Origin of the sequence: Streptomyces sp. AK02-01A (assembly GCF_033795305.1) — a bacterium.
Taxonomy (GTDB): Bacteria; Actinomycetota; Actinomycetes; order Streptomycetales; family Streptomycetaceae; genus Streptomyces.
The window spans coordinates 166,809-192,185 of record NZ_JARBAE010000002.1 but is presented as its reverse complement, the minus strand read 5'-3'; the positions used below and the strand labels follow the sequence as shown (position 1 = coordinate 192,185).

23 protein-coding genes and 1 pseudogene are annotated in these 25,377 nt (G+C 69.8%); 11 read left to right on the top strand and 13 right to left on the bottom strand.

What is annotated here, in order from left to right:
* Nucleotides 1-228 precede the first annotated feature (228 nt).
* From PV679_RS03270 to PV679_RS03255, 4 genes are all read left to right on the top strand, one after another.
* Complete coding sequence (locus PV679_RS03270) at nt 229-912, top strand: NADPH-dependent F420 reductase (protein WP_319678674.1); 684 nt, start codon at nt 229-231, stop codon at nt 910-912.
* Between the two features lie 230 nt (nt 913-1,142).
* A complete protein-coding gene (locus PV679_RS03265; protein ID WP_319678673.1) occupies nt 1,143-1,415 on the top strand; it encodes a DUF4873 domain-containing protein in 273 nt (90 codons plus the stop codon).
* Nucleotides 1,416-1,733: 318 nt separating this feature from the next.
* A complete protein-coding gene (locus tag PV679_RS03260; protein WP_319678672.1) occupies nt 1,734-2,696 on the top strand; it encodes a xanthine dehydrogenase family protein subunit M in 963 nt (320 codons plus the stop codon).
* Nucleotides 2,697-2,699: 3 nt separating this feature from the next.
* Nucleotides 2,700-3,473 (top strand): SRPBCC family protein, encoded by a 774-nt coding sequence (locus PV679_RS03255; RefSeq protein WP_319678671.1) that lies wholly within the window; start codon nt 2,700-2,702, stop codon nt 3,471-3,473.
* Between the two features lie 50 nt (nt 3,474-3,523).
* Here the strand turns inward: PV679_RS03255 and PV679_RS03250 are convergent, their stop codons facing one another.
* The 5 genes from PV679_RS03250 to PV679_RS03230 form a co-directional block, all read right to left on the bottom strand.
* Complete coding sequence (locus PV679_RS03250) at nt 3,524-4,480, bottom strand: LysR family transcriptional regulator (protein ID WP_319678670.1); 957 nt, start codon at nt 4,478-4,480, stop codon at nt 3,524-3,526.
* A 148-nt stretch (nt 4,481-4,628) separates the two neighbouring features.
* Entirely contained in the window at nt 4,629-6,989 is a 2,361-nt protein-coding gene (locus PV679_RS03245) for a glycoside hydrolase family 3 N-terminal domain-containing protein (RefSeq protein ID WP_416069651.1), read from the bottom strand.
* A 47-nt stretch (nt 6,990-7,036) separates the two neighbouring features.
* Nucleotides 7,037-7,855 carry a carbohydrate ABC transporter permease gene (locus tag PV679_RS03240; RefSeq protein WP_319678669.1) on the bottom strand — a complete coding sequence of 273 codons (819 nt, stop codon included), beginning with the start codon at nt 7,853-7,855 and terminating at the stop codon, nt 7,037-7,039.
* Nucleotides 7,855-8,793, bottom strand: coding sequence for a sugar ABC transporter permease (locus PV679_RS03235; RefSeq protein WP_319678668.1), 939 nt, complete (start codon nt 8,791-8,793; stop codon nt 7,855-7,857). Before PV679_RS03235 ends, PV679_RS03240 begins: the two co-directional genes overlap by 1 nt.
* A gap of 32 nt (nt 8,794-8,825) precedes the next feature.
* Nucleotides 8,826-10,124 (bottom strand): ABC transporter substrate-binding protein, encoded by a 1,299-nt coding sequence (locus tag PV679_RS03230; protein WP_319678667.1) that lies wholly within the window; start codon nt 10,122-10,124, stop codon nt 8,826-8,828.
* 128 nt (nt 10,125-10,252) lie between these two features.
* Here PV679_RS03230 and PV679_RS03225 point away from each other — a divergent pair, with 128 nt between their 5' ends.
* Both PV679_RS03225 and PV679_RS03220 read left to right on the top strand, forming a co-directional pair.
* The gene (locus PV679_RS03225) at nt 10,253-11,293 is read left to right on the top strand and encodes a LacI family DNA-binding transcriptional regulator (protein WP_416069650.1); all 1,041 of its coding nucleotides are present in this window, start codon (nt 10,253-10,255) and stop codon (nt 11,291-11,293) included.
* 56 nt (nt 11,294-11,349) lie between these two features.
* Nucleotides 11,350-11,595, top strand: coding sequence for a DUF2277 domain-containing protein (locus PV679_RS03220; RefSeq protein WP_319678665.1), 246 nt, complete (start codon nt 11,350-11,352; stop codon nt 11,593-11,595).
* A 121-nt stretch (nt 11,596-11,716) separates the two neighbouring features.
* On the opposite strand, the gene PV679_RS03215 is transcribed toward PV679_RS03220, so the two are convergent.
* The 5 genes from PV679_RS03215 to PV679_RS03195 form a co-directional block, all read right to left on the bottom strand.
* Nucleotides 11,717-12,355: a DedA family protein gene (locus PV679_RS03215; RefSeq protein ID WP_319678664.1), complete on the bottom strand. Its 639-nt coding sequence runs from the start codon at nt 12,353-12,355 to the stop codon at nt 11,717-11,719.
* Nucleotides 12,356-12,691: 336 nt separating this feature from the next.
* On the bottom strand, nt 12,692-13,129 hold the full coding sequence (locus tag PV679_RS03210; RefSeq protein WP_319678663.1) for a DoxX family protein: 438 nt from the start codon (nt 13,127-13,129) through the stop codon (nt 12,692-12,694).
* A gap of 64 nt (nt 13,130-13,193) precedes the next feature.
* Nucleotides 13,194-15,275, bottom strand: coding sequence for an FAD/NAD(P)-binding protein (locus PV679_RS03205; RefSeq protein ID WP_416069649.1), 2,082 nt, complete (start codon nt 15,273-15,275; stop codon nt 13,194-13,196).
* A 126-nt stretch (nt 15,276-15,401) separates the two neighbouring features.
* On the bottom strand, nt 15,402-17,060 hold the full coding sequence (locus PV679_RS03200; protein ID WP_319678661.1) for an alkaline phosphatase D family protein: 1,659 nt from the start codon (nt 17,058-17,060) through the stop codon (nt 15,402-15,404).
* A gap of 96 nt (nt 17,061-17,156) precedes the next feature.
* A complete protein-coding gene (locus tag PV679_RS03195) occupies nt 17,157-17,810 on the bottom strand; it encodes an HNH endonuclease family protein (protein WP_319678660.1) in 654 nt (217 codons plus the stop codon).
* Nucleotides 17,811-18,173: 363 nt separating this feature from the next.
* Here PV679_RS03195 and PV679_RS03190 point away from each other — a divergent pair, with 363 nt between their 5' ends.
* Both PV679_RS03190 and PV679_RS03185 read left to right on the top strand, forming a co-directional pair.
* Nucleotides 18,174-18,692 (top strand): hypothetical protein, encoded by a 519-nt coding sequence (locus PV679_RS03190; protein ID WP_319678659.1) that lies wholly within the window; start codon nt 18,174-18,176, stop codon nt 18,690-18,692.
* A 168-nt stretch (nt 18,693-18,860) separates the two neighbouring features.
* On the top strand, nt 18,861-19,319 hold the full coding sequence (locus PV679_RS03185; protein ID WP_319678658.1) for a MarR family transcriptional regulator: 459 nt from the start codon (nt 18,861-18,863) through the stop codon (nt 19,317-19,319).
* 53 nt (nt 19,320-19,372) lie between these two features.
* Here PV679_RS03185 and PV679_RS03180 read toward each other — a convergent pair whose 3' ends face one another.
* Complete coding sequence (locus PV679_RS03180; RefSeq protein ID WP_319678657.1) at nt 19,373-20,050, bottom strand: HAD-IA family hydrolase; 678 nt, start codon at nt 20,048-20,050, stop codon at nt 19,373-19,375.
* A gap of 98 nt (nt 20,051-20,148) precedes the next feature.
* On the bottom strand, nt 20,149-21,033 hold the full coding sequence (locus tag PV679_RS03175; RefSeq protein ID WP_319678656.1) for a peptidoglycan-binding domain-containing protein: 885 nt from the start codon (nt 21,031-21,033) through the stop codon (nt 20,149-20,151).
* Nucleotides 21,034-21,181: 148 nt separating this feature from the next.
* Between PV679_RS03175 and PV679_RS03170 the strand changes: the two genes are divergently transcribed.
* Nucleotides 21,182-23,230, top strand: a complete 2,049-nt coding sequence (locus tag PV679_RS03170; protein ID WP_319678655.1) for an MDR family MFS transporter — start codon at nt 21,182-21,184, stop codon at nt 23,228-23,230.
* Between the two features lie 94 nt (nt 23,231-23,324).
* On the opposite strand, the pseudogene PV679_RS03165 reads toward PV679_RS03170, so the two are convergent.
* A pseudogene (locus PV679_RS03165) lies at nt 23,325-23,819 on the bottom strand (GNAT family N-acetyltransferase); the annotation flags it as partial.
* Between the two features lie 132 nt (nt 23,820-23,951).
* On the opposite strand from PV679_RS03165, the gene PV679_RS03160 reads away from it, so the two are divergent.
* Together PV679_RS03160 and PV679_RS03155 are read left to right on the top strand one after the other, a co-directional pair.
* A complete protein-coding gene (locus PV679_RS03160) occupies nt 23,952-24,575 on the top strand; it encodes a hypothetical protein (RefSeq protein ID WP_319678654.1) in 624 nt (207 codons plus the stop codon).
* A complete protein-coding gene (locus tag PV679_RS03155) occupies nt 24,575-25,336 on the top strand; it encodes a hypothetical protein (RefSeq protein WP_319678653.1) in 762 nt (253 codons plus the stop codon). The genes PV679_RS03160 and PV679_RS03155 overlap by 1 nt, the downstream gene beginning before the upstream one ends.
* Nucleotides 25,337-25,377: the final 41 nt, after the last annotated feature.

Sequence of the window (25,377 nt, the reverse complement as noted above, 5' to 3'; positions counted from 1 at the left end):
CCACTGCTCTTCGGCCGGCGTCACGCGACACCGGCTCCATTACATTCATCCGGCGGTTGGCTGTCAACGCGTGGCCCTGGCCGGGGGCGCGCGCCCGGACGCGGGTGGTTCCCGTATCAAGGAGCTCCTCCGCGCGGCACTCGGAGAGCGGCCGGCCTCGCGCAGGACGGTGCGGGATTTCGCGGGCCGGTGCGGAAGGAATCGCGCGGATCACGCGTTCTTCCTTCTATGGCTACTCTTGGACTCATCGGCAGCGGACATATCGGAAGCGCGCTCGCACGGCTGGCGGTTGGCGCCGGTCTGGATGTGGTGCTCAGCAACTCGCGAGGCCCGGAAACCCTCTCCGAGCTTGTCGCGGAGCTCGGTCCGCGAGCTCGTGCCGGCACCGCGCAGGAGGCGGCGGCCGCGGGTGACTGGGTGGTGGTGACGATCCCGCTCAAGGCATATCAGCAGGTCCCGGCGGCGCCTTTGGCCGGGAAGACCGTCATCGACACCAACAACTACTACCCGGACCGGGACGGGAAGCTTCCCGAGCTGGACTCGGGTGAGACGACGAGCAGTGAGCTTCTCCAGCGCCACCTGGAGCGCTCGCATGTCGTCAAGGCCTTCAACAACATCTTCTTCAAGCACCTCGCCGTCCTTCCGCGGCCGTCGGGCGCGGCCGACCGCAGCGCACTGCCGATCGCCGGTGACGACGCCACCGCCAAGGTGAACGCGGCGGAGCTGATCGACACTCTCGGCTTCGACACCGTGGACGCGGGTCCGCTCGCGGAAGGCTGGCGGTTCCAGCCGGGTACGCCGGTCTACGGCGTGCCCTACGCCGAGAAGTCGCCGTCCCAGTTCATGGACGCGCCGGCCGGCCCCGCTCCGGCGGACAAGATCGCCGAAGACCTGGCGGCGGCCAAGCGCTGACACACCGATGACGGATGGGGCCGCCGCGCCGCTGTGTCGCCGGACGCGGCGTTCATGACGGCGGTCCCCTCTCGGTGGACCCTCTTGGCGGGCCGGAAGGCGCACAGGGCCGCGTCGGCCGGCGTGGCGTTCCGCCGTCGCGGCACAGTGCGGCGCCGGCGCCGCTCGACTGGCAGATCATACGAGCGGCCTTGGCGGGAGCCGGGCCTCTTTGGGCGCACACTGGGCCCGTGAGCAACTACCAGGGGCCCGCGACTCTTGTCGCCGGCGACTCCGAGATCGAAGTCGAAGCCACACTGAGCGCGAGTCTCTCCGGCGCGGTGCGCCAGTGGGGCGGCAGCGTCCAGACCAGGGAAGCGGGTGAGGACTTCTACGCGGCTCTGGACAGCGCCGATGTGAAGATCCGTTTCCCCGACGGCCAGGAGGGCACCGTCGTGGCCACGCACACCGCCATCGGCAGCGGTCGGCTGCGGGTCTCGGGAACGGGCGCCATTCCGTTCTGATCCCGAAGACCGGGCACCGTCCCGTTCTTGATCCCACATAACGGAGCGTGCGTACGCGCACCGGCGGCAGCGACAGTACGCAGCCGCGAGACCGCGACAACAGCGACTTAAGCGACACCTTAAGTCGCTGTTGACTTTCTCCGTCCCGAAGAGCCCAATGACGAGGACAAAGGGCTCAATGGCGGCCAAATGGCAGGTTTGGCGTCATGAGCAGTAGCACGCAGTGATGAGCAGCACGCTGTCAGGAGACAGGCGCTGTCACGACCGGGACGACGTCATGAGAAGCATGAGAAGCGGGGGCGGGAAGAAGGACCGCTGATGCAGGTTCCCGCGCCGTTCGCGTACGAACGTGCCACCAGCGTCGACCACGCCATCGGGCTTCTCGATCGGCTGGGAGACGCGGCAAGGCTGGTCGCCGGCGGTCACAGCCTGCTCCCGATGATGAAACTGCGCCAGGCCAACTTCGCGTATCTGATCGACATCAACGATCTCGCCGCGGAGCTGCGTTACATAGAGGTGGAGCCGGACCGGATCCGTATCGGTGCCCTGACCCGCCATCGCGAAATGCTGGAATCCACCGCTCTCGCCGAGACGTTTCCGATCTTCGCGGACGCCGAGCAGATGATCAGCGACCCGGTGGTGCGCGAGCGCGGCACGCTCGGCGGCTCACTCTGTCAGGCCGATCCGTCGGAGGATCTGTCCGCCGTGTGCACGACCCTCGGCGCGAGCTGTGTGATCCAGGGCCGCGAGGGCCGGCGGCTGGTCGCGATGGAGGACTTCCACCGAGGACCGTACGAGACGGCCGTGGGCGACGCCGAGATGCTGATCGAGGCGCGCTTCCCGGTCCGGCCGTACGGTTCCAGCGCGTACGAGAAGGTCGAGCGGCGCGCGGGGGACTGGGCGGTGGCCTCGGCCGGCGCGGCCGTCTGGCTGGACGGTGTGGTCATCGCCGACGCGCGCGTGGGGCTGGCGGCCGTCGGACCGAACAGCATGGGGCTGCCGGAGATCTCGCGCGCACTGCGCGGGCGGCTTCCGTCGGAGGAGCTGTACACGGAGGCCGGTGCGATCGCCGCGGCGTCCTGCGAACCGGTCACCGACCGCCGTGGCAGCGCCGACTACAAACGCCATCTCGTCAGGGAACTGACCGCGCGCGTGCTGCGCCGCTCCGTCGCACGGGCCAGGAGCGACCGGATCGCGAAGAGCGTTCCGGCCGGCGCCTCCGATGATCCGTCCGCGCGGGACGGCGGGCAGCCGACAGCACCCGAAGGACCGGGAGACTGATCAATGCGGATCGACAACGAGTTCACCGTCGGAGTGCCGATCGACGAGGCATGGGAGGCGCTCACCGACCTGGAGGGCATCGCGCCGTGCATGCCGGGCGCGCACCTCACGGGCGTCGACGGTGCGGTCTGCAGCGGCGAGGTGGAGATCAAGGTGGGCCCGGTGATCAGCCAGTACGCGGGTACGGCGCAGCTCGTCGAGAAGGACGAAGCGGCGCACCGGGCCGTGATCCGCGCCAAGGGAAGCGACTCCCGGGGCGCGGGAAACGCGACGGCGCTGATCAACGCGGAGTTGCGGCCGGAGGGCGCGGCGACGGTTGTCACCGTCGCGACCGATCTGGATGTCACCGGCGAGATCGCTCAGTTCGGCAGCGGGATGATCAAGGAGGTCTCGGTGAGGCTGGTGGACCGGTTCGTCGAGAACCTGGAGGCCGAACTGCACCCGCTGACGACCCCGGACCACGGGCCCGGCATCTCCTCGGACGCGGCGAGCGAGCCCGGCCCGGTCGTCGGTACGGGCATGCTGTCCGGCATGGCGTCTCCGGCGCCCGGCGGTACGGGCGAGGTCCGCTCTCCCGGCGCCGCGGCGTCGAGCGGGACACCGGAGGCGGACGGAACCAGCCAGGTGCCGACACCGCACCATCCGGGGCAGCGGCAGCAGGTCGAGCCGCTTGATCTGATGAGCCTCGCGGGCACCTCCATCTACCGGCGTTCCATTCCGATCATCGCCGGCGCGCTGGTCGTCGCCGCGCTGATCGTCTACTTCCTGGTCCACTGACCGGCTACGGCGCGCTGCCGCGGCGGATCGGGTGCGCTCACCGATGGGGCCTAACTCCAGTGGGTCACATGGATCGCGGGACGGAAGCGCCCCGCCGTGACGCCAGCGCTCCGCTGCATCGCCTGGATCGCGCCTGGCGTCGTGAGGAAGCGGATCAGCTCGGACACGGCAGCCGGCGCGCTCGGTCCGTCCAGCGCGAGGCTGCTCCAGACGCCCTTCGCGGGAAGCGGTGGCGCCGTCAGCCGCTTGAGATCGCCGCGCGCGAGATCCTCCGCGACGGCGAAGGACAGACCCAGTGCCACACCCTTGCCGTGCTTGGCCTCCTCCAGTGCGGCGGCATGGCTCTGGAAGATCCGCTGGTGCTCCTCGTCCAGATTGAGCCGGCGCAGGACCGTGGGAACGATTCCGGTCCGGCCGGTGGCCGAAGGGCCGAGCAGCCAGGTCTGCTGCCGCAGCTCGCTCGTGCTCGCGTGCCTCGTCGCGAGCGGATGGCGCGCTCCGACGACGCCTACCACCTGGTAGTTGAGGAACGGCGCGGCGCTGATCGCTTTGTCGACTTCCGCCGGGCGTGGGCCGAGCGCCACATCGACCGCGCGGTTCAGCAGCAGCGTGCTGAACCGCTCCGGGCACTGCACACTCAGCTCGACGTCGAGATCGTCGGCGCGGCTCGCGAACAGTTCGATGAGGCCGGGCGCCGCGTGCTCGGCGAAGAGACTCGACGCGGCGACCCGCAGCAGCCGTCGGCCCGATCCCGCCTGGCTGACCTCAAGCAGGGTGCGGTCCTGGAGTCCGAGCAGTTCCGCGGCCCGGCCGGCCAGTCGCAGCCCGCCGGGAGTGAACGCCAGCCCGGCGCCGGTGCGCGCGTACAGTTTGTCGCCGAGTTCTCCGCGCAGACGCGCGATATGCGTCGAGACCGCGGCCTCGGAGACCGACAGATCCGCCGCGGCGGCCTTGACCGATCCGAGCCGGACGACCGCCGCGAAGGCTCGTAGCTGGGCGGGCGTCATATCTGCCTCCCAGCGAACCGAGCCGGCGGTCTTTCATGGCGACCGCGGCGACGTGCCCCAAATTATCCTCCGTGACGGTGAGCGGCCACAGGACCAGGGCCCGCACCCCGTCCCGGACGGAGTGGCGGGCCCTGGTCGCTGTCCGCGCTCAGGCCGGGACGTCCCGGCTGACGGTGAACCGGGCGTGCAGCTCGCGGGTGTGGTCCACGTGCCGTACCGGACCCGTCAGTACCGCTCCCGCGGTGAGCCGGATGTCGGTACTGGACGCGGCCAGCCGCAGCTCCAGCTCACCCGGCTCGACCACGCGCCGCCCGTCCCGGCCGGTGAAGGAGGCGAGATCGGCGGGTACGGTCACGCCGACCCTGACCCGCTCGTCCGGCTCCAGAGGAATCCGGACGTAGCCGATCAGCCGCTGCACCGGCTGGACGACCGAGGCGACGGGGTCGTGCAGATAGAGCTGCACCACTTCCGCGCCCGGCCGCTCTCCGGTGTTGCGGACGGTGAAGGACAGCTCCACCGAACCGTCCGTGTCCGCCCGGAGCGGGTCGCCTGCCTCCAGGTCCGACCACGCGAACGAGGTGTACGTCAGTCCGTGCCCGAAGCCGAAGGCCGGTGTGGGATCGATGCTGGAGACCTCGCTGACGCGGGCCAGCGTGGCCGCCAGATAGGTGGACGGCTGCGCGCCCGGGAGCCGTGGGACGCTGACGGGAAGGCGTCCCGACGGGTTGATCCGGCCGCTGAGGACTCCGGCGAGGGCCGGAGTGCCTTCCTGGCCGGGGAAGAAGGACTGCACGATGGCGTCGGCCTCGTCGGTGGCCCGGCCGAGGGCGTACGGGCGTCCCGCCAGCAGCGTCACCACCACCGGCGTACCGCTGTCGAGAAGCGCGTCGAGGAGCCGGCGCTGCACACCGGGCAGCTCCAGGGACTCCGCGTCGCATCCTTCTCCGCTGGTGCCCCGGCCGAAGAGTCCCGCCCGGTCGCCGAGGGCCGCGACGACCAGGTCCGCGTGGCGGGCCACGCGGACCGCCTCGGCGAATCCGTCGGTGTCGGCGGAGTCGATGCCCGCGCCCCGCACCGTGATGATCTCGCTGCCGGGAAACTCGGCGGCCAGAGACTCCCGGAGCGTCGGCAGTCCGACGCCGGCCGGTGTGCCCGGGTGCTGGGATCCGACATGGACGGGAAAGGAGTAGCAGCCCAGGACGGCCGTGGGAGTGTCGGCCTGCGGGCCGACGAGCGCGATCCTGCGGGGCCCGTCCAGCGGGAGCGTGCCGTTGTTGCGCAGCAGGATCACCGACTGCTCGGCGAGCCGGCGGGAGATGTCGCGGTGCGCGGCGGAGTTCAGACTGACGGTGCCGCGCAGCGCCTGCGGATCGTCGAGCGCGGCGCCGGCCAGGGCCGGTGGCAGAGGACTCCAGTCCGGATCGAGCAGCCCGAGCTGGGCTTTCTGCGTCAGGACGCGGCGCAGCGCGCGGTCGATCGTCTCCTCGGAGAGTTCTCCGGCGGCGAGCGCGTCCCGCAGTGGCTCTCCGAAGGTCTTCACGGTCGGCAGTTCCACATCGACGCCGGCCGTCAGTGCGGCGACTGCGGCGCCGCTCCAGTCGGCGGCCACGCCGTGCAGCGTCTTGAGGAAGGCGATACCGAAGTAGTCGGCCACCACCGTGCCGTCGAAGCCCCAGGTGTCGCGGAGCAGTCCGGTCAGCAGCTCCTCGTCGGCGGCGCAGGGCACGCCGTCGGTATCGGTGTACGCGTGCATGACGGACCGTACGCCGCTCTCCCGCACCGCCATTTCGAACGGCGGCAGCATCACATCGGCGCGCTCTCTGGCGCCCATGCTCACCGGAGCGAGGTTGCGTCCGCCCCGGGAGGCCGAGTAGCCCACGAAGTGTTTGAGCGTGGCCACGATCCCGGCGGACTCCAGGCCCTGGATATAGGCGGTGGCGGTGGTGCCGACGAGATACGGGTCCTCGCCGATGGTCTCCTCGACGCGGCCCCAGCGCGCGTCGCGCACCACGTCGAGCACCGGGGCCAGGCCCTGGTGGACACCGACCGACCGCATGTCGTGGCCGATCGCGCCCGCCATCCGCCGTACCAGGTCCGGGTCGAACGCGGCGCCCCACGACAGCGGGACGGGATAGGTGGTGGCGCCCCAGGCGGCGAAGCCCGCCAGACACTCGTCGTGCGCCATGGCGGGGATGCCGAAGCGGTTGGCCGCCACGATGCGCTGCTGGGTGCGCGCCAGGGACACGGCGCCCAGTGCGGGATCGACGGGGACCGTCCCGAAGGGCCTGGTGAGCTGGCCGAGGCCGTGCGGAAGCAGCTCCTCCAGAGACGGCGGCTTGTCCATGTCGTGCTGGTGCGGGGCGACTTCGGCGCCGTCGGCGGAAGCGCCCGCCCACAGGCCGTAGAGCTGTGCGAGTTTCTCCTCCGGGGTCATGGCGGAGATCAGTGTCTCGACCCGTTCGGCACGGTGGTCGCGGAGGCCGGGCGCCGGGGCGCCGGACGCGGGGATGTCGGAGGCCGGGGTGCCGGGGCGGGTATCGGCGGTCACGTTGTCGTTCACTTTCCTCCGACGCCCATCAGCCCCTGGACCAGGGCGCGGCGCGCGAACAGGTAGACGAGCAGGACGGGCAGCGTGGACAGGACCACGGCGGCCAGCAGCCCGGGGATGTTGATCCCGTACTGGGTCTGGAAGTTGTACAGCCCGAGGGTGAGCACCTTGGTGTTCTCGGACTGGGTCAGTACGAGCGGGAAGAGGAAGCCGTTCCACGCCTGGAGCGCGGAGAAGACGACGATGGTCGCCAGCCCGCTCTTGGACAGCGGTACGACGAGCTGGAAGAAGACCCGCCGTGTGTCGGCTCCGTCGAGGGCCATGGCCTCGAAGAGTTCGTCGGTGATGTCGCGCATGGTGCCGGTGAGGATGAGCGCGCAGACCGGCAGACAGAACGCGGCGGTCGGCAGGATGACACCGATGAGGTTGTCGTACAGGCCGGCCTGGCTGATGACATAGAACATCGGGACGATCACCGCCTGGGCGGGGATCGCCAGGCCCAGCAGAAAGAGCCGGAAGACCCGCGAGGTGGCCCGGCCCCGGTTGCGCACGATCGAGAAGGCCAGCGGCGGTACGAGGAGCAGCACGATCACCACGACACTCGTCGTGACGATCACGGTGTTGAGGAAGTACTGGCCGAAGCCGTTGGAGAAGTCCTGGACGTAGTTGGTCAGGCTGAAGGTCTTCGGGAACGCCAGCGGACCGTTGGCGCTGTACTCCGCGCGGGACTGTACGGTCGCGCCGAGCATCACATAGACCGGCAGTCCCACCAGGCACAGCCACAACAGGGCGCCGAGCCCGGCGAGATAGTTGGGGCGGCGCCTCATCACAGGCCTTCCTTCGTGCCGGCCATTTTGTCGTAGCCGGAGATCCGTACGACGATCAGCGAGATGGCCGTCGCCACGAGCACCAGCAGCAGCGCGACGGCGGCGCCCGCGCCGAAGTCGAAGCCCTTGAACGCCTTTTGGTACATGTAGTAGGCGCTGATGGTGGTGTCGGTGCCCGGTCCGCCCTGGGTGAGGATCAGCACGGTGTCGAAGGTGGTGAGTCCGCCGACGACCATGAGGATCACCGACGTGATGATCGAGTTGCGTAGCTGCGGCAGCGTGATGTGGAAGAACTGCCGTACGGTCCCGGCGCCGTCGATGGCCGCCGCCTGGTAGAGGACCGTCGGGATCGCCCGTGTCGCGCCCTGGTAGATCAGCGCGTGCAGCGGCGTGAACTGCCACGCGCCGACCAGTACGAGGACACCGATGGCGCCGGTGCGCGTGCCCAGGAGATTGCCGTCCCCGAAGAGCCAGCGCGCCTGCGCGGGCACTCCGAAGTTGGGGTCGAGCAGCGCCCGCCACAGCACGGACACCGCCGTGGCGGACAGCAGCAGCGGGATGAAGAAGACGGCCGACAGGACCGCCCTGTTCCGCTGGGGACCGGCGGCCCAGACGCCGAGCAGGATGCTCAGCGGCGTCTGGACCGCCACGCCCAGCACGGTGAGCAGCACGCTCAGCCAGAGACTTTTGATCATCACCGGGTCGTGGAACAGCGCGGTCCAGTTGTCGAACCCGGCGAATGTCGGCGATCCCAGACCGCTCCAGCTTGTGAAGGACAGCACGGCGACCAGTGCCAGCGGGACGATCGCGAACAAGGCGAAGAACAGGGTGGCGGGCAGGGCCCAGCCCAGGCCGGGGCGGGCGACTCCGCGCCCGCCCGGACCGGGCCGCTGTGACTGCCGCCGTTCGCCCTTCGCCGGGGCGGAGAGGGTAACCATGTCGGACGTCACTCTCAGTTCTGGTTCTCGGCTCAGGCGGTGGTCAGGGCCTGCATGGACGTGATGAAGCCGGCCGCGTCGAGCTGCCCGTTGAAGAACTGCTGGACCGCCACATAGATGGGCGTCATGTTCGCGGGCGGATACGCCTGGTCCCACGAGAGCTGGAACGCGGGAGCCTTGTCGACCAGGTCGAGCTGGTACTTCAGGTACTCCGGGTTGTCCGAGGAGTCCAGGAACTTACCGGTGTTCGTGGTGGTGGGCAGATTGCCGATGGCGAGCTGGGCCTTCACGAACTCGTCCGAATACATCAGCTTGAGGAACTTCGCTATGTCGTCGGCGTGCTTGGTGCTCTTGCGCACCGAGTAGAAGTTGTTGGTGTTGCCGACGAGGTCGGCCGCGTCGCCCTTGCCGCCGTCGACACTGGGGAAGGTGGTGTAACCCAGGTCGTTCTTGGCGAAGTCGGGGCTGGCGTCCTGGTGCGTGGAGTACGCCCAGGAGCCCATCAGCTCGAAGCCCGCCTTGCCGCCGGCCAGCAGGGCCGGGGAGCCGCCGTCGGTGAACTTCACGGAGTCGTAGTTGGTGCCGAACGCGCCCGCGTCGATCAGCTCCTTGAGCATGCTCAGCGCCTTCTTGCTGTCGGCGCTCTCCCAGGCGCTCTTGTCACCGGACAGCGCCTTCTCGAACAGCCCGGGACCCGCCACCCGGTCGTAGAGGTACTCGAACCACATCAGCGTCGGCCACTTGTCGCCGCCGCCGAGCGCGATCGGCGTGACGCCCTTCGCCTTGAGCTTCTTCACCGAGTCCAGCAGCTCGTCCCAGGTCTTCGGCGGCTGCACGCCGGCGTCCGCGAGCACCTTGCTGTTGTTGAACAGCAGGACCGGCTGGGTGCCGCGCATGGGAACGCCGTACGCCTTGCCGTCGACCATGGCCGTGTTGAAGACCGACGGCAGGAAGTTGGACTTCAGCCCCGGGTCCTTCTTGATCAGGTCGTCGAGCGGCATCAGCAGGTCCGCCTTGACGAACGGCTGGATGCTCCCGCCGCCCCAGTTGAAGAACACGTCCGGCGCCTGCGGAGTGCCGATGACGGTCTGGAGCTTCTGCTGGTAGTCCGCGCCCGGGACGGTGTCCAGGACGGCCTTGACCTTGGAGGTCTTGTTGAACGTCGCGACGATCTGCTTCTCCACCTTGTTCGCGGAGTCGCCGTAGACGAGTACGTGGAACTCCCCGGCACCGGAGGAGGAGGCGTTGCCGCCGCAGGCCGCCAGGCTCAGGCCCAGGACAAGCGTCGCGCCGCCGGCGACGGTGCGAAGAAACCGTGCGCGTGTCTTCATCGATCGACCTCTCGAAAGTATCGGCCACATTGCCGAAAGTCTTCTGTCGAGCGACCGTAGGTTTCTCTTCCGGGACGGTCAACAGCGCTGTCGCTGCGCTATCAAACCGTTACAAGCGGCGGTGCCCTATCCTTCAGTCCATGCGTGATGACAGGAGTACGGGCCGAGTCACCCTGGCCCAGGTGGCTTCGCAAGCCGGCGTATCCCTCTCGACAGTTTCGAAAGTCCTCAACGGGCGCCCCGATGTGTCGGCCCCTACCCGTGTGAAGGTCGAGGAGCTGCTGGAGGAGCACGGTTACCGGCGCTCCGCGCCCACGCCTCCGGAGTCACCGCTGGTCGAGATCGTCTTCCACGAGCTGGACAGCACCTGGTCGATGGAGCTGATCAGAGGCGTCCAGAGCGTCGCCAAGGAGGCAGGGCTGAGCGTGGTCCTCACCGAGACCGGCACCCGGCACTCACCGGGAGCCGACTGGGTCGAGGGCGTGTTGCGCCGCCGCCCGCTGGGCGTGGTCCTCGTCTTCTCCACGCTGCCGGACGATCTCAAGAAGAAGCTGTGGTCCCGGGCGATCCCGTTCGTCATCATCGACCCGGCCGGCGACCCGGAACCCGATGTGCCGTCCGTGGGCTCCGCCAACTGGGCGGGCGGGGTCGCGGCCACCCGTCATCTCATCGACCTCGGCCATCGCAGGATCGCCGTCATCACCGGCCCCGAGGACATGCTCTGCTCTCTGGCGCGGCTCGACGGCTTCCGCTCGGCCATGGGCATGGCCGGACTCGACACCGACCCGGCGCTGGTGAGATTCGGCGACTTCCATGTCCGCTCCGGCCATGCGCACGCGATGGAACTGCTGCGGGATCCCGACAGACCGACCGCGATTTTCGCGGGCAGCGACCTCCAGGCACTGGGTGTGCTGGAGGCGGCCCGGGTGCTCGGGCTCCAGGTCCCGCAGGACCTCTCGGTCGTGGGATACGACGACATCCCGCCCGCCCAGTGGTCCAGTCCGGCCCTGACCACCGTGCACCAGCCGCTCGCGCAGATGGCCGAGGAGGCCACCCGGATGCTGCTCCGGCTGCGCCACTCCGACCAGGCCGACGCCCGTATCGAATTCGGCACCCGGCTGGTCGTCAGAGACAGCACGGCGGCCCTGGAGGCCGGGACGGACCGTTAGCGGGACCGGCACGGAACCGGCGGCGCCTGCCGCCGGGTCTCGGTCACACTGGAGGCATGTGCCGCAGCATCAAGACCCTCCGCCCGCCCGTCCTCCCCGAGGAGGCCACCGAGGAGGACATCCGGGCCGCCGCCCTGCAGTACGTACGCAAGGTCTCCGGCTTCCGTGAGCCCGCAGCGCACAACCGCGTGGTCTTCGAACAGGCGGTCGACGAGATCGCCGAGGCGACCGAGAGGCTGCTCAAGGGCATCGAGGTACGCGGCTCGGCGAGGCCGGCGCCCGGGGAGGCTCAGGGAGCCTGAAGCGGCGCGGCCGGGAAAAGTTGGCCAACGGGGCAAGTTTTCTCAGAAGCAGGGGTTTTCCCGCCGGGAAAAGTGCTCCTCCGGGGCAAGTCCGGCCCGTGTGAGGGACAGCCGACGGTCCTCAGACCGGCTGCGCCGACGGACGGCGCATGATGTACGCGGCCAGCGTGCCCGCCGCGAACAGCGCCAGTACGGAGATCGCGGCGCCCACCCAGCTCGCGCCCAGCCACTGGCCGCCGAAGTAGCCGAGGCCCACGCTGTAGCCGGTCCAGGCCACGCCCGCCAGCGCCGACCAGGGCAGGAACTCCTTCACCGTGCGGTGTGCCGCGCCCGCGCCGAGCGAGACGACCGAGCGGCCCGCAGGAGCGAAACGGGCGATGACGACAAGGATTCCGCCGCCGCCGCTGAGTGCCGCGCCGAGGCGTTCCTGCGCGGTGGTGAGCCGGCGTGACCGGGCGATGGCCCGGTGCAGGCGTTCGCCGCCGCGCCAGGCCAGCCGGAAGGCGACGAGATCGCCGAGCACGGACGCGCCGGCCGCGCACAGCATCAGGATGATCAGCGACGGCACCTCGCGAGGCACGTGCGCCACCTTGTCGGCGGCCTCCGCGACCGTGGTCGAGCCGGCGGCGGCCGCCGTGGCGGCCGTGATCACCAGAACACCGCTGGGAAGCACCGGCAGAAACACATCGAGCAGTACGGAGGCGCCTACGACGGCGTATATCCATGGACTGCCCGTCAGCGACCCCAGACTCTCCAGCACCTTGTGACTCCCCGCCCCGTTCTCCGAAAACGCCGCGATGTCGCAAGGGAGCGGCAGGGGCGGCTGCAGCCATACAGCGTACGCCCGTGGGCGGCGGACAGATCGGCCAGGTGTGAAATGAAGCCAGCTCGGAGAGCGCGGCCGGATCATGGAATGTCATGGAATGAGGCCGGTCCGTGGCGCGAAGCCGGTCCGTGGCCCAGGACCGGTCCATGCGTGAACGGCGTGCCATGAAGGAGCGGCGGCCCGTGGGACGGACGGCGGCGCCGTGCGAGCGGCGCCCGGACCCCGGTCGCGGGTCCGGGCGCCGTCACATCGGCGCCGTCCGGTCGAATGTCAGGCGGCGACGGCCGTACGCGTCTCCTGCCTCTCCTCCTCCGAGCCTCCGCCGGAGGAGAACAGCCGGTCCACGGAGAGCGCGCCCGGGCCGGTGAAGACGATCAGCAGGAACGTCCAGGCGAATATCGCCGCCGCTTCACCACCGTTCTCCATCGGGAAGAGCCCCGTGGGCTGGTGGACATTGAAGTAGGCGTACGCCATGGAACCAGAGGCCACCAGTGCCGCGATCCGGGTCCCGAGGCCGAGGAGCACCAGGCCGCCGCCGACGAGCTGGATCACGGCGGCGTACCAGCCCGGCCAGGCACCGGCTGGAGTCGTGTCGTTGCCGAACAAGCCGAAGAGCGTGGCGGCACCGTGGCAGGCGAAGAGCAGCCCGACGACGATGCGAAACAGGCCCAGCGCGTACGGCTGGGCGTCATTGAGGCGTGTGGACATGGGGGGTTGTACTCCTTCGATCAATGGTCTGGACCGATGAGAAGCTCCCTCACGTTAGGCATCCCTAATCAATGCTTGCAAGTTCAACATCCTGTCGGGGATCAATTCGCGCCGAGTGCCGCGCCTGCCCTCGGACCGAGGTCCGCAAGGCGGCGCGTGCCACCGCGTCGGTGTCCGAGAGCATCACCGAATCGACTCCCGGCCGTGCTCCCGCGGCCGTCACCCAGTGCACCCCTTCCGTGGGCACACCGAGAGCGAACCTCCTGGAGTGGATTTCGCCCTCGCGGCCTATCAGGTGGTACGGACGGCGTGTTACATCCACCCCACCGGTTTCGTAACCACCGACGGCGTGCGGCCGGCACTGACCGGTCTTCAGGAGCCGTGACAGCAAGGGATCACGGCTGCGCCGCAGATCCGCCTCCGGCAGCCGGGCCTCCACCAGCGTCCTCGCCCTGACGGCGGATCCGGACACGTCCGGAGACTCGGCGACGAACACGCCGTCCCCTGTCCGTACGGTCATGCGCGGGCCGATCACATCCAGCACGCCCGCCTCGATCAGGGCCGCCATCTCCTCGATACGGCGGCGCGGCGGGCCGATGGAGAGAAAGGCGTTCAATGGTGTGTACCAGCGGTCGAGATGATCGCGGCGGGAGGTGCCGGAGAGACCCGAGTGGTCCACGATCTGCCGCAGCTCATTGCGGAGATCGCGCAGCACGTCCAGCGCGGCCTTGAGCGGACCCGCGACATTGCCGAGCGCCGCCTGTGCCGCGTCCTGGCGCAGATGTGCCATCAGCCAGGCGCGGTGATCCGCCGGATCCCGGAAGGTCCTCCCGCCGTACGGACGCGTGATCGCGTCCCAGGACCAGCGGTCCGCCGGACCGATCCCGGCCTCGTCGAGCGCGGCTGCCTCCTGCGTGCTGCCGTGCGGAGCCCCGAGGAAGCGGTCGAGGAAGCGCTCGCGGAAGCTCGGCGGCCGGCCGGCGGCCGTCATCGCCGTCCCGTAGAAGACCGCCTCCACCTCCTTGGCGACCAGTGGCCATATCTCGGTGAGGAAGTCCGGCGGGTCGCCCTCGCCCGCGCGTTTGCGGAACACCGCGATCACATCCGGGGTCAGCACCAGCGGCAGGTGCCGGCCGGACGGTCCCTTCGCGTTGTCCCCGCGCGCCTGGTACGGAACGCCGCGCCGCGATCCCGCGTAGAGCCGCGGCTCCCGCCCCGAAGGTTGGTATACGAGAACGCCGTCGCCGGTCCCGCGCGCGAAGGTGCCTCCCCGGCCCGCTGTCAGCAAGGCCATGTGGTCGAAGAAGTTGAGGCCGAGCCCGCGCAGCAGAATCGGTTCGTCCGGCTCGATCGCGGAGAGATCGACCTCCGCCGGGTTCGCCGGCGGCACATAACGCAGCCGATGACGGACGGCGTACTCCGCCAGGACCGCCTGGGTCTGTCCGGAAACCACCGGCAGATGACCCTGCGCGAGGACGACGGCGGAGAGGCCGGAAATCGTCGTGCCATTGTCGAGTGTGAGCGTCTGGGTCGGGTGGTGCGCCGAGGACAGAGCGGGCGAATCGAGCGAACCGGGTGTGGCGGGCGGGACTGCCGGGTCGAGGAACGCGCTGTCGGCGTCGTCATCGAGACGGATCGCGAGAGCCCGGTGGACCGTGACCGTCACATTCGCCGGAGCGCCCTCCACCGTCCGGCGAAACGCCCACTCCAGATAGCGGCCGTAGGCGGCGCGGCTCGGATAGTCGTCCGGACCGAGCCGCTCGGCCGGGCGGCTCGCGGCCCACTCGTACAGGCTCGGACCCGGGCGTATCGGACCCTCGCACTCGACGCTCCGGTCGGTGAAGACCGTCACTTGCGAGGCCACCGTGTTCATCAGCAGCTCGGCCGGCTGGTCGGTGCGCCAGACGCGGCCCGCGCCGGGCGGCGCCGGGTCGACGAGATGGACCGTCAGCGGTGTGCCGGCGGCCAGTTCGGGTACGGACGCACAGAGTCTTTCGAGGACCGAGGTGCCGCGGGGACCGGCGCCGACGACGGCGAGTGAGCGGGGCAGGTGCTGCCGTACATCGGACAAAGCTGTGACTCCCGGGGCATGTGGGGTGCGGGAAGGGGAACGGCCCGCCTCTGGAAGCGGAATGGTCCGCCTCATCATGCCGTTGGTGCCACGGCCGCCGAACCGTTGGGCCAAGGATCACGCCTTGTGGCAAGGATCACGGACGCGCGGACAAGGGCCACTGAACCGGTGTCCGGCCGCCGCTGACCCGCCGTCGGCAGATCAGTGGCCCGGTGTCAGCGTCCTCTCATGGACGGTCACCAGTTCCGCGGTCTCGCCGCGGGCGCGGGCATGGTCCAGCCGGAGCTCGGCCGAACGGCCGCGCATCGTCAGGGTCATGAGCTGATTTCCGAACCAGGGTCCGCCCGTCTTGCGCCAGTTGACCGACGGATCGGGCACCCGCCCGTGCCGTGCCAGGGCCTTGCCCAGATACCGGCTCAACCGGCTCCAGCCGAAGCGGAATCCGAACCTCATCGAGGCCGGGATGGAGTTGTGCACCGGCGAACAGGTGAGCTGGAGGACGCGCGCGTCCGGGTCGCCCGCCCGCCACGAGGGCTCGGCGACATACGCGTGGTGCACATCGCCCGACAGTACACACACCGTGGCCGGTGCCTCGGGCCCGCTGCCGGCCTCCGAGATCAGCGCCGCCAGCTTCTCGAAGGAGTCGGGGAAGGCCGCCCAGTGCTCCAAGTCGGCGGCCCTGCGCAGCCATTCACCGAAGCGCGCCCAGCGCGCGCCGCGTTCGCCGCGGCTGAGCGCGGAGTCCCAGGACTCCACGTCATGGATGAGCGGTGGCAGCAGCCAGGGCAGTGAGGTACCGACGAGGAGATGGTCGTACGAGCCGCGCCCGTCCAGCGCCTGCTCGCGCACCCACAGCGCCTCACCGTCGTCGAGCATCGCGCGGTGCTGCTCCTCCAGCACTCGCGCGGCCCGGGAGTCGACCATCAGCAGCCGCGTGCGGCCGAAGTCGCGCCGGTAGCTCCAGCGCGCGCACGCCGGATCGCGGTCGGCCTCGGAGGCGAAACGCCGCAGCAGGTCGGTGCCGTCGGGGTCGGCGCGTATCGCCGCGTACAGCTCGTCCGTCGCCAGTTCCGCGGGAGAGAGATTGCCGAGATGCTGATAGACCCAGTACGACATCAGCCCGCTGAGCACGCGCTCCTGCCACCAGGGCTTCACGCGCATGTCGGCCACCCAGGCGGCGCTGGTGTTCCAGTCGTCGACCAGATCATGGTCGTCGAAGATCATCGAGCTGGGGACGGTGGAGAGCAGCCAGCGCACCTGAGGATCGCCCCAGGACTCGTCGTAGAGATGGGTGTACTCCTGGTAGTCCGCGACCTCCTCGCCCGGCGGCTCGCTCAGATCGCGGCGCTGGGCCAGCCAGTGCTGTGTCTTCTTCGAGGTCTCGTCCGCGTACACCTGGTCACCGAGGAGCAGCAGTACGTCCGGGCGTACGGCGTCCGGGTCGGCGGAAATGCGGGTGGCGAGGGTGTCGAGCGCGTCGGGTCCGACCGGGTCCGGCTCGCCGTGCGGCGGCGAGGCCCAGCGGCAGGAGCCGAAGGAGACGCGCAGCTCGGTTCCGGGCGAGGAGGCGTCGGGCGTGCGGATCGTGCTCGGCGGGAAGGGAGAGTCCTCGGGCGGCCAGACGCGGCGGTCGTCGAGCAGTACCTCGTACGGAGTCGCGGTGCCCGGCGTCAGCCCGGTCACCGTGATCAGCGCGTAGTGGTGGCCGGAGATCTGGAAGGTACGCGTCGTGCCGTAGGCGCCGTCCTCGCAGCGGACCTCCGCCGTGCAGGGGCGGTCGGCCTCGATCCAAACGGTCGCTGTGCCGCCGCCGTCCCAGTCGACGTACCTCAGCAGTGGTCCCAGGCGCAGCCCGGTCATAGATGCCCTCCTCCGTCGCCCCGTACGGTACGGAACGACGGAGGGCGCGGGGAGGGCGGTCCGGTGTGATGAGCGTCCCGGTCCAGGAACCGCAGGTCAGCAGCCGTTGAGGACGCTCTGGAGCGCGCTCTTCTCGGCGGAGTCGACGCTCAGGTTGTAGTACTTCTTCACCTGCACCCAGGCGCGGACGTAGGTGCAGCGGTACGCGGTGCGCGGCGGCAGCCACTCCGCGGGGTCCCGGTCGCTCTTCGACTGGTTCACATTGTCCGTGACGGCGATGAGCTGCGGACGCGTCAGGTCGTTGGCGAAGGACTGCCGCTGCGCGGTGGTCCAGCCGCTGGCGCCCGAGGTCCAGGCTTCGGCGAGCGGCACCATGTGGTCGATGTCCACGTCGGACGCGGCGGTCCAGGTCGCGCCGTCGTACTCGGAGTACCAGCTTCCGCTCGTGGCCGAGCAGCTTGAGCTCTGCTGGACGTTCGAGCCGTCGCGCTTGAGGACGACCTCTCGCGTGTCGCAGGAGCCGGACTGCGTGATCCAGTGCGGGAACGCGTCACGGCTGTAGCCGCTGGAGGAACCTTCCGCCTTGACGGTGAGCTGGCCGAGGTAGGTGCGGGCGGTGGCGGCGCTGACCGGCGTCGGCAGAGCGGCCTGAGCGGTGGGAGCGGTGAGCAGCGTGGTCGCGGTGGCGAGGGCGGCCGATGCGGCGAGGACGGCTATACGGGGCACTCGACGCGCGTAGATACCGGACATGCGAACTCCCTTGGGATGGGGGGAACCTGACCTGACCGTGCGAGGCTGCGGGCCCGGCCGTGCGGGTCGTGGCCCGGCCGCCATCGTGTCGGCGGTGGGTTGCCGCGGAGTGGGTGTCAGGTAACAGCGTGACGACATGAGCACGTCACATCAAGAGGCCAAAGGTGGCGATCTCGCGCCTGGCGCAGGGGCAATTGGGGTGATTGAGCGCAGAGTTGCCGCGCGCGGCGGGGCGCGCGGCGGCGGTTGATGTCCTGACGTCGCGTCCGGTCGGTGACCTGCCGCGCGGCGCACCGGCCGTGGTGATGGTTACGATCCCCGGGATCATCAACCTGGGGAGGGGCCATGGCCGAGGGGCCGAGCATGGAACAGACGGTGGAGCTGATCTACCGGCCGACCGCGCGGGACTTCGCCGCCGCGCTGCGAGCGCGGCGCCGGGCGAGTCCGATGGCGCGCCGGCAGCGAAAGATCTTCGCCATCGGTCTGCCTTTCATCGCCTTCTGTGCGGTGATGGCCGTCATCACCGGAGGTGGCGTCAGTGACATTCCGGTGCCTCTCCTCGTGCCGGCCCTGTTCGCTCTGGTCGCCGTTCCGCTGATGCCCCGGCTCCAGGCCAGGGCTTTTCAGAAACTGGCGGAGAGGCAGGGAGAGTTGCGCACTGTGGTCGCAGCCGCTGGTCTGCACATCACAACGGATCACTCCTCCACGGCCATGGACTGGACAACGCGGCCACGTCTCGCCGAAGGCCCTGACGTCTTCGTGCTGTTGAGTCCCGACAAGCATGGGTTCGAATTCACCGTGCTGCCCAAACGCGCGGTGGCGACTCCGGCCGAGATGGAGCATCTGCGCTCGCTGCTCGACCGGCACACGACCCGCGCCTGAAGGCCGTTGCGTAATCCATCCCTGGCGGATCGGCGTCAACGCCCGGTGGACCGGCGCGATCCTTGGTGGACCGGCGTGCGACGGCGCGCGCGACGCGTCTTGACCTCAATCGAGCTTGAGGTCCTACCGTCGTCATGTCCGGTGATCGCTCGAAGGGGGCGCGTTGGCATGGCAATCAAGGAGTACTCGCGGGAGGAACTGGCCGCTCAGCCCATTGGTGCGTGGAGCGGTGAGGCATACCGCCGAGTGGTGGGAGCTCTTCGCGAACAGCTCGCGGCGGAGGATCTCACTCAGCCGCACTGGTGGACGCTCAACCATGTCGCCGGGCAGCCGGGCGTCTGGAGCCGTGCGACGCTGACGGAGCGGCTGACCTCGTACGACGACCTCGGCATCGACTTCGACGGTGTCTTCGAGGATCTGCTCGCTCGCGGCTGGGTCACGGAGAAGGCGGGACTGATGACCTTGACCGAGGCCGGAGAGGCCGGCCGCCTCCGGGCCAGGGAGCGCAACTGGCGTATCCACGAGCAGACGCATGAAGGCATCGACACAGCCGACTTCGTGACGACGATCAACGTCCTGCGTCGCATGGTGGCGAACCTGGGCGGCAACGGTGACTTGCCCGACTGACAGTTCCTCAAAGAGGCGTGCGGTGAGGTGATGGCCGGCCTCGCCGCTGCCGGTCAGGCCGTCACATAGAGGCGGATGCCGCCCTCCGCCGTCGGTTCCACCCGGAGCTGTGTCAGGTCCTCGACATGGGCGTCCGGAGACATCGCCTTGGCTCGCGGGCCCACGCCCACCACGCGCATGCCGGCCGCCCGGGCCGCCGTGATGCCCGCCTCGGAGTCCTCGAAGGCCACGCAGTCCGCAGGCGCGAGGCTCAGGGCCTCCGCGCCCTTGAGGAAGCCCTCCGGGTGGGGCTTGCTGGCCGTGACGCTTTCGGCCGTGACGCGGATCTTCGGCATCGGGAGGTCCGCCGCCGCCATGCGGGCGTCCGCCAGAGGTACGTCCGCCGAGGTGACCAGCGCGTGCGGGAGCGCGGCGATGGCCGCCATGAACGCCGGCGCGCCGGGGATCGGGACGACGCCGTCCGTGTCGGCCGTCTCCCGGGCGAGCATCAGGCGGTTGTCCGCGTAGTTGAGCTCCATGGGCCGTTCCGGGAGCAGTACGGCCATCGTGGCGTAGCCCTGGCGGCCGTGGACGACCTTCATGACCTCGTCCGGGTCCAGATCGTGGTCCACCGCCCAGCCGCGCCAGACGCGCTCGACCGAGGCGTCGGAGTTGACGAGGGTGCCGTCCATGTCGAGGAGCAGGCCCCGGGCGGTCAGGACGGACGTCGTGGGCGAAGCGGTGGCCGGCATCGGCGGACTCCAGAGGGCGTGAGCGGAGACAAGCGGCTCCGCCCGCCGGTCAGGGAGTACGGGCGAAGCCACTTTGTTTCGTCATTGTACAAAAGAGCTCAGTGTCCGCGACCCCGGCCCCTGGTTTCTGCCTCCAGGGCGCGCCGGGTGTTTGGACCGTAGACGCCTTCAGGATCTCCCTCGATGTGCTTGTACGACTGGTAGACGCGCACGGCGCCTTCCACGCGCTGGTCGTACTCGCCGTTCGAAGGCCCGCGATACAGCCAGATCTCCTCCAGCCGGTTCTGCAGCTCGACGACCTCAGGGCCGGAGTCACCGGGGCTCAGTGAGCCGCCCGCGGGCGGCTGGACCGGCTGCGGCGGAGGCTGGGTCGGAGGCTTGGCGGAGGCCGGGGCCGACGGCGCCCGCGGCGCGGTCGAGCGCGGCGCGCTCGCCGTCGGCGCCGGTGGCGGAGCCGGTTGTGAGGAGACCGTCGCCGGCGCGGAGTGTGACGCCGACGCGGTGACCGACGGCGTCGACGCGTCCGGCTCCACGAGGTTCGACGAAGGCAGCGGCGGGAGCGTCTCGTCCGGCAGCGCCCGCTCCTGCCGGTCGCCCGGGAACAGTCCCGCGACGATCACCGCGGTCCCGATCACCGCAATGGCCGCCGCGCCGATGACCACCGCCTTGAACGGCTTACGGCGGGACGGTGACGGTGGCGGCGCCGCCGGAAGCGGCTCCACGGCCGGTGGCCCGACGGGGCCGCTCTCCGTCGCGAGAGGCGGCAGCGGACCCGCCGTACGGAACGCCGTCGGCGCCTGCCCGTCCCCGGCGCCGAGCGTCACATACGGACGCAGGCGCAGCGGATCGAAGTCCTCCGCCGCCGCGATCTCCGCGGAGCGCCCGGCCTGTACGGCCTGTGTCGCGCGGTCGGCGCAGTCGCAGCCGGGTCTGCCTTCGGTGGCACGCGGCGTTTCGCACTCAGGACAGAGCTGTCCGGTCAACGTGGGTCCCCTCCCCTTGAACTGCCAGCGATTATGCAGGCCCTTTCCGAACGGCGTACGCACGCCCGTGGTCCACAAGGATGTTCGGCAGGCCATAACGGGACAGAGCGGACAGGATGGAGATTCGCAGACCCCGAGGAGATGTCCCATGGCTCAGGAAGTGCGCATCCCGGCTGTGAGTCCGGCCCCCGGCGAGGGCCAGACACCGCGCACCGTGATGCTCGCCATCAGCGCACTGCTGATGGGTTTGCTACTCGCTTCGCTCGACCAGACCATCGTGTCCACCGCATTGCCGACCATCGTCAGCGATCTCGGCGGCCTGGAGCATCTTTCCTGGGTCGTCACCGCGTATCTGCTGGCCTCGACCGCCGCCACCCCGCTCTGGGGCAAGCTCGGTGACCTGTACGGCCGCAAGAGGCTCTTCCAGACCGCCGTCGTGATCTTCCTCGCCGGCTCCGCACTCTGCGGCATATCCCAGAACATGGCCCAGCTCATCGGCTTCCGCGCGCTCCAGGGGCTGGGCGGCGGCGGCCTGATAGTCCTGGCCATGGCGATCGTCGGCGATATCGTCGCGCCGCGTGAACGCGGCAAGTACCAGGGCCTGTTCGGCGCCGTCTTCGGTACGACCAGCGTCCTCGGCCCACTGCTCGGCGGATTCTTCACCCAGCAACTGAGCTGGCGCTGGGTCTTCTACGTCAATCTGCCGATCGGTGCCGTCGCTCTGCTCGTCATCGCCGCCGCGCTGCGCATACCGGCGCGCTCGGCCAAACACACCATCGACTATCTCGGCACCTTCCTGATCGCGGCCGTCGCCACCTGTCTGGTGCTGGTCGCCTCGCTCGGCGGTACCACCTGGGCCTGGGGCTCGGTCCAGGTCATCGGTCTCACCATCCTCGGACTCGTCCTGCTCGCCGTCTTCATCCGGGTCGAGCGACGCGCGGCCGAACCCGTGCTGCCACTGCGGCTCTTCCGGGTCAGGACCTTCACACTGGTCGCGCTCATCAGCTTCATCGTGGGCTTCGCCATGTTCGGCGCGATGACCTATCTGCCGACATTCCTCCAGGTGGTGCAGGGAGTGACACCCACACTCTCCGGCGTGCGCCTGCTGCCCATGGTGCTCGGCCTGCTGATCACCTCCACCTTGTCCGGGCAGATAGTCAGCCGTACCGGCCGCTGGAAAGCGTTTCCCATCCTCGGTACCGCCGTGACCGCCGTCGGACTCCTGCTGCTCCATCAGCTCACTCCGGCCAGCGGCGCCTGGATGATGAGCGTCTACTTCTTCGTCTTCGGCGCGGGCCTCGGACTGGTCATGCAGGTGCTCGTGGTCGTCGTCCAGAACGCCGTCAGCTACCAGGACCTGGGCGTCGCCACCGCGGGCGCGACCTTCTTCCGCTCCATCGGAGCGTCCTTCGGCGTCGCCGTGTTCGGTACGGTCTTCACCAATCTCCTCATCGGCAAGCTCGGCGACGCCCTGGCCGGCCGGCGGCTCCCGCCCGACATGGGCCCGAGCCAACTGGCCGCCGACCCGAGAGCCGTCGAACGGCTGCCGGCCGAGCTGCGGCCCGCCGTACTGAACGCGTACGCGACCTCCATCACCGATGTCTTCCTGTACGCCGTGCCGGTCGTGCTCCTCGCCTTCGTCGTCGCCTGGTACATCAGGGAGGACAAGCTGCGGGGCTCGGTGACCGCGCCGGAGATCACCGAGACCCTGGCGTCCAACCCGGTCGAGCGCTCCTCCCGTGACGAGGTGGCCCGCGCCCTGTCGGTCCTCGGCACGCGTGAGGGCCGCCACCGGATCTACGAGACGATCACCGCGAAAGCCGGCTACGACCTGCTTCCGGCGGCCAGTTGGCTGCTGCTGCGCATCAGACGCCAGGGCTCCGTCAGGCCCGGTCTGCTCGCGGACACCATTCCCGTACCGCTCAAGTCCCTCACCGACGCGTCGCGGCAGGTGGAGGAGCGGGGGCTGGCCCATCGCGAGGGCCTGGAGCTGACGCTCACCGACCGCGGGGCGCGGACGGCGGACGCGCTGTCACAGGCGCGCGAGGAGTCGCTCACCGAACTGCTGGGTGACTGGTGGGGGCCCGACCGGCCCACCGATCTGGTGCGGCTGGTACGGGAGTTGAACAGCGAGCTGTGCGGCTCCGACGGCGAACGCCCGCACGCACCCGAGCCGCCGAGGGATCACGCGGCCTGAGAGCCTGTCGGGTGGTCTTCGGCCGGAGGTCATTCGACGGGCTCCGGGCCGCCGTACACGCGCTGCCGGAGTCCTGTCCGGCAGCGCGCGCCGTGAGCCGCTTGCCGTACCAGATCTCGCTGTACGGGCCTTTCTCGCCGTACGCCGGGATCTCCCGGAAGCCGTGCTTGGCGTACAGCCCCCGCGCCTCGACCAGATCGAGCCGGGTGTCAAGGACGAGCCGGCCGGCTCCCAGCCGCAGCGCGGCTTCCTCCAGAGCGGCCAGCAGAGCCCCGCCGCCCCCGGTGCCGCGTACGGCGGGACTCACATACACCCGCGTCAGCTCCGCCGTGTCCGCGTCCAGCAGCCGCAGCCCGCCGCAGGAGGCGGCCTCGCATCCGTACCGTCCGACGACTTCGTACCGTCCGACGACGAACTCGCCCGTGGGCGGGACGAGGTGATCGGGCGGATCATCGGCGAGCCCCCGGTCGATCTCGGCCGTCGTCGCCGCGCGTCTCCAATAGCGGCTCGCCACCTCGGCGTAGTAGGCGCGGCGCAGCCGGCGGGCGTCTGAGGTGTCGAAGGACTCGGGTCGGACGGACCAGTTCATGGTCATCTCTGTACCTCGGCACCGGACCGTTTGGCCACCGGATTCCGGGCAACCCGTGACGGTGAACGACCCGTTGCGAGCAGTACCGAAACGAGTACGAGCCGAGACGAGCCGAGAACCAGGAAGGCAACCATGTCCACAGTCCTGATCGTCGTCGCTCTGATCGTGGTGTTTGTGATCATTGTGGCCGCGGTCCTGTATCTCGGGCCCGGCAGGGCAAGCGGGCGAAGCGGACTGAAGCGCCGGTTCGGCCCGGAGTACGACCGTGTTGTCGCCCGCCATGACGGTGACAGCAAGGCCGCCGAGCGAGAGCTGACCGATCGGGTCCAGCGCCATGGCGACCTGCGGCCGGAGCCTCTCACCGCGGAGCAGCGCGAACAGTACGTGGCCCGCTGGGCCGGACTCCAGGAGCGTTTTGTCGACGCGCCGCGGGAAGCGGTCGCGGAAGCCGACCGGCTGGTCGCGCGGCTGGCGGAAGAGCGCGGCTATCCCGACGGTGCGCGGTACGACGAACAGCTCGACGCCCTCTCCGTCCACCACGCGCATCAGGTGGACGGCTACCGCAGGGTGCATCAGGTGGCCTCGGAAGACGGCCGCGGTGCGAGCACGGAGGAGCTGCGTGAGGCGATGGTCGGCGCGCGCGAGCTCTTTGAGCGACTGATCCTCGCCCGCCCGGAGGAGAGCGGCAGGAGCCGCCCCGGGAACGCCGGCCGGAACCGGAACTTCTCACTGCGGCCCAAAGGGAGTGGTGCGTGATGACATACGACGCGGAGAATGAGCGGAAGAACCAGGAGATACCCGTGGCCGACCGGACTGACCGGACTGACCGGACTGACCGGACTGACCGGACTGACCGGACCGACCGGGACGGAAAGGCGCGCGAGCGTTCCGCCGCGAGCCGCGAGGCCCGTGAGGTGCCCGGGAGCCGTGAGACCCGCGAGCAGGCCGGACCCGCCGGGACCCGTGACCAGGCCGGTCCCGTCGACAACCGGATGGCGGCCGTCAGGCCCGTGCGTCCTCCCGAGAGCGCGGAGACCGTCAGGCCTCTCCACAGCCGTCGGGCCGACGAGACGCGCGGACCGGCCAAGCCGTCGCACGCTCCGGACACGACTCCGGACGGGACCACGGCCACGACCGCCGGCGGAGCGTCGGGCCGTACGGAGAGCCGGACGGACGGCCGGACCGGCGGCAAGAGTCCCGGGCGCGGTACGGACCACACCAGCGGGCAGTTGTTCCCGCAGGACGAGAGCGACAAGCTGGCCCAGCGTCTCCAGGAGGCCCTCAACACCTTTGTCGACGGGCCGCGGCGCTCCGTCGAGGAGGCGGCCGGTGTGCTGGAGGAGGCCGCCGAGCGGCTGACGAACGCGCTTGCCGAGCGGCCCCGTTCGCTGCGCGCGAGCTGGGACGGAGACGCCAAGAGCGACAAGAACCGTACGGCGGACGGCTCCGACACGGAGGATCTGCGGCTCGCGCTGCGGAGCTACCGCGAGGTGACGGAACGCCTGCTCCGCATCTGACCGGAGTCGCGTCGGACCAGGAGGCGGTGGGCAAGGGACGG

Coding starts and splice junctions, on each gene's coding strand:
- PV679_RS03160 (WP_319678654.1), top strand. CDS start 23,952: ATGTCCACAGTCCTGATCGTCGTCGCTCTGATCGTGGTGTTTGTGATC.
- PV679_RS03195 (WP_319678660.1), bottom strand. CDS start 17,810: ATGTCCGGTATCTACGCGCGTCGAGTGCCCCGTATAGCCGTCCTCGCC.
- PV679_RS03210 (WP_319678663.1), bottom strand. CDS start 13,129: ATGTCCACACGCCTCAATGACGCCCAGCCGTACGCGCTGGGCCTGTTT.
- PV679_RS03190 (WP_319678659.1), top strand. CDS start 18,174: ATGGAACAGACGGTGGAGCTGATCTACCGGCCGACCGCGCGGGACTTC.
- PV679_RS03170 (WP_319678655.1), top strand. CDS start 21,182: ATGGCTCAGGAAGTGCGCATCCCGGCTGTGAGTCCGGCCCCCGGCGAG.
- PV679_RS03250 (WP_319678670.1), bottom strand. CDS start 4,480: ATGACGCCCGCCCAGCTACGAGCCTTCGCGGCGGTCGTCCGGCTCGGA.
- PV679_RS03220 (WP_319678665.1), top strand. CDS start 11,350: ATGTGCCGCAGCATCAAGACCCTCCGCCCGCCCGTCCTCCCCGAGGAG.
- PV679_RS03270 (WP_319678674.1), top strand. CDS start 229: ATGGCTACTCTTGGACTCATCGGCAGCGGACATATCGGAAGCGCGCTC.
- PV679_RS03235 (WP_319678668.1), bottom strand. CDS start 8,793: ATGGTTACCCTCTCCGCCCCGGCGAAGGGCGAACGGCGGCAGTCACAG.
- PV679_RS03200 (WP_319678661.1), bottom strand. CDS start 17,060: ATGACCGGGCTGCGCCTGGGACCACTGCTGAGGTACGTCGACTGGGAC.
- PV679_RS03260 (WP_319678672.1), top strand. CDS start 1,734: ATGCAGGTTCCCGCGCCGTTCGCGTACGAACGTGCCACCAGCGTCGAC.
- PV679_RS03180 (WP_319678657.1), bottom strand. CDS start 20,050: ATGCCGGCCACCGCTTCGCCCACGACGTCCGTCCTGACCGCCCGGGGC.
- PV679_RS03230 (WP_319678667.1), bottom strand. CDS start 10,124: ATGAAGACACGCGCACGGTTTCTTCGCACCGTCGCCGGCGGCGCGACG.
- PV679_RS03255 (WP_319678671.1), top strand. CDS start 2,700: ATGCGGATCGACAACGAGTTCACCGTCGGAGTGCCGATCGACGAGGCA.
- PV679_RS03155 (WP_319678653.1), top strand. CDS start 24,575: ATGACATACGACGCGGAGAATGAGCGGAAGAACCAGGAGATACCCGTG.
- PV679_RS03240 (WP_319678669.1), bottom strand. CDS start 7,855: ATGAGGCGCCGCCCCAACTATCTCGCCGGGCTCGGCGCCCTGTTGTGG.
- PV679_RS03205 (WP_416069649.1), bottom strand. CDS start 15,275: ATGAGGCGGACCATTCCGCTTCCAGAGGCGGGCCGTTCCCCTTCCCGC.
- PV679_RS03185 (WP_319678658.1), top strand. CDS start 18,861: ATGGCAATCAAGGAGTACTCGCGGGAGGAACTGGCCGCTCAGCCCATT.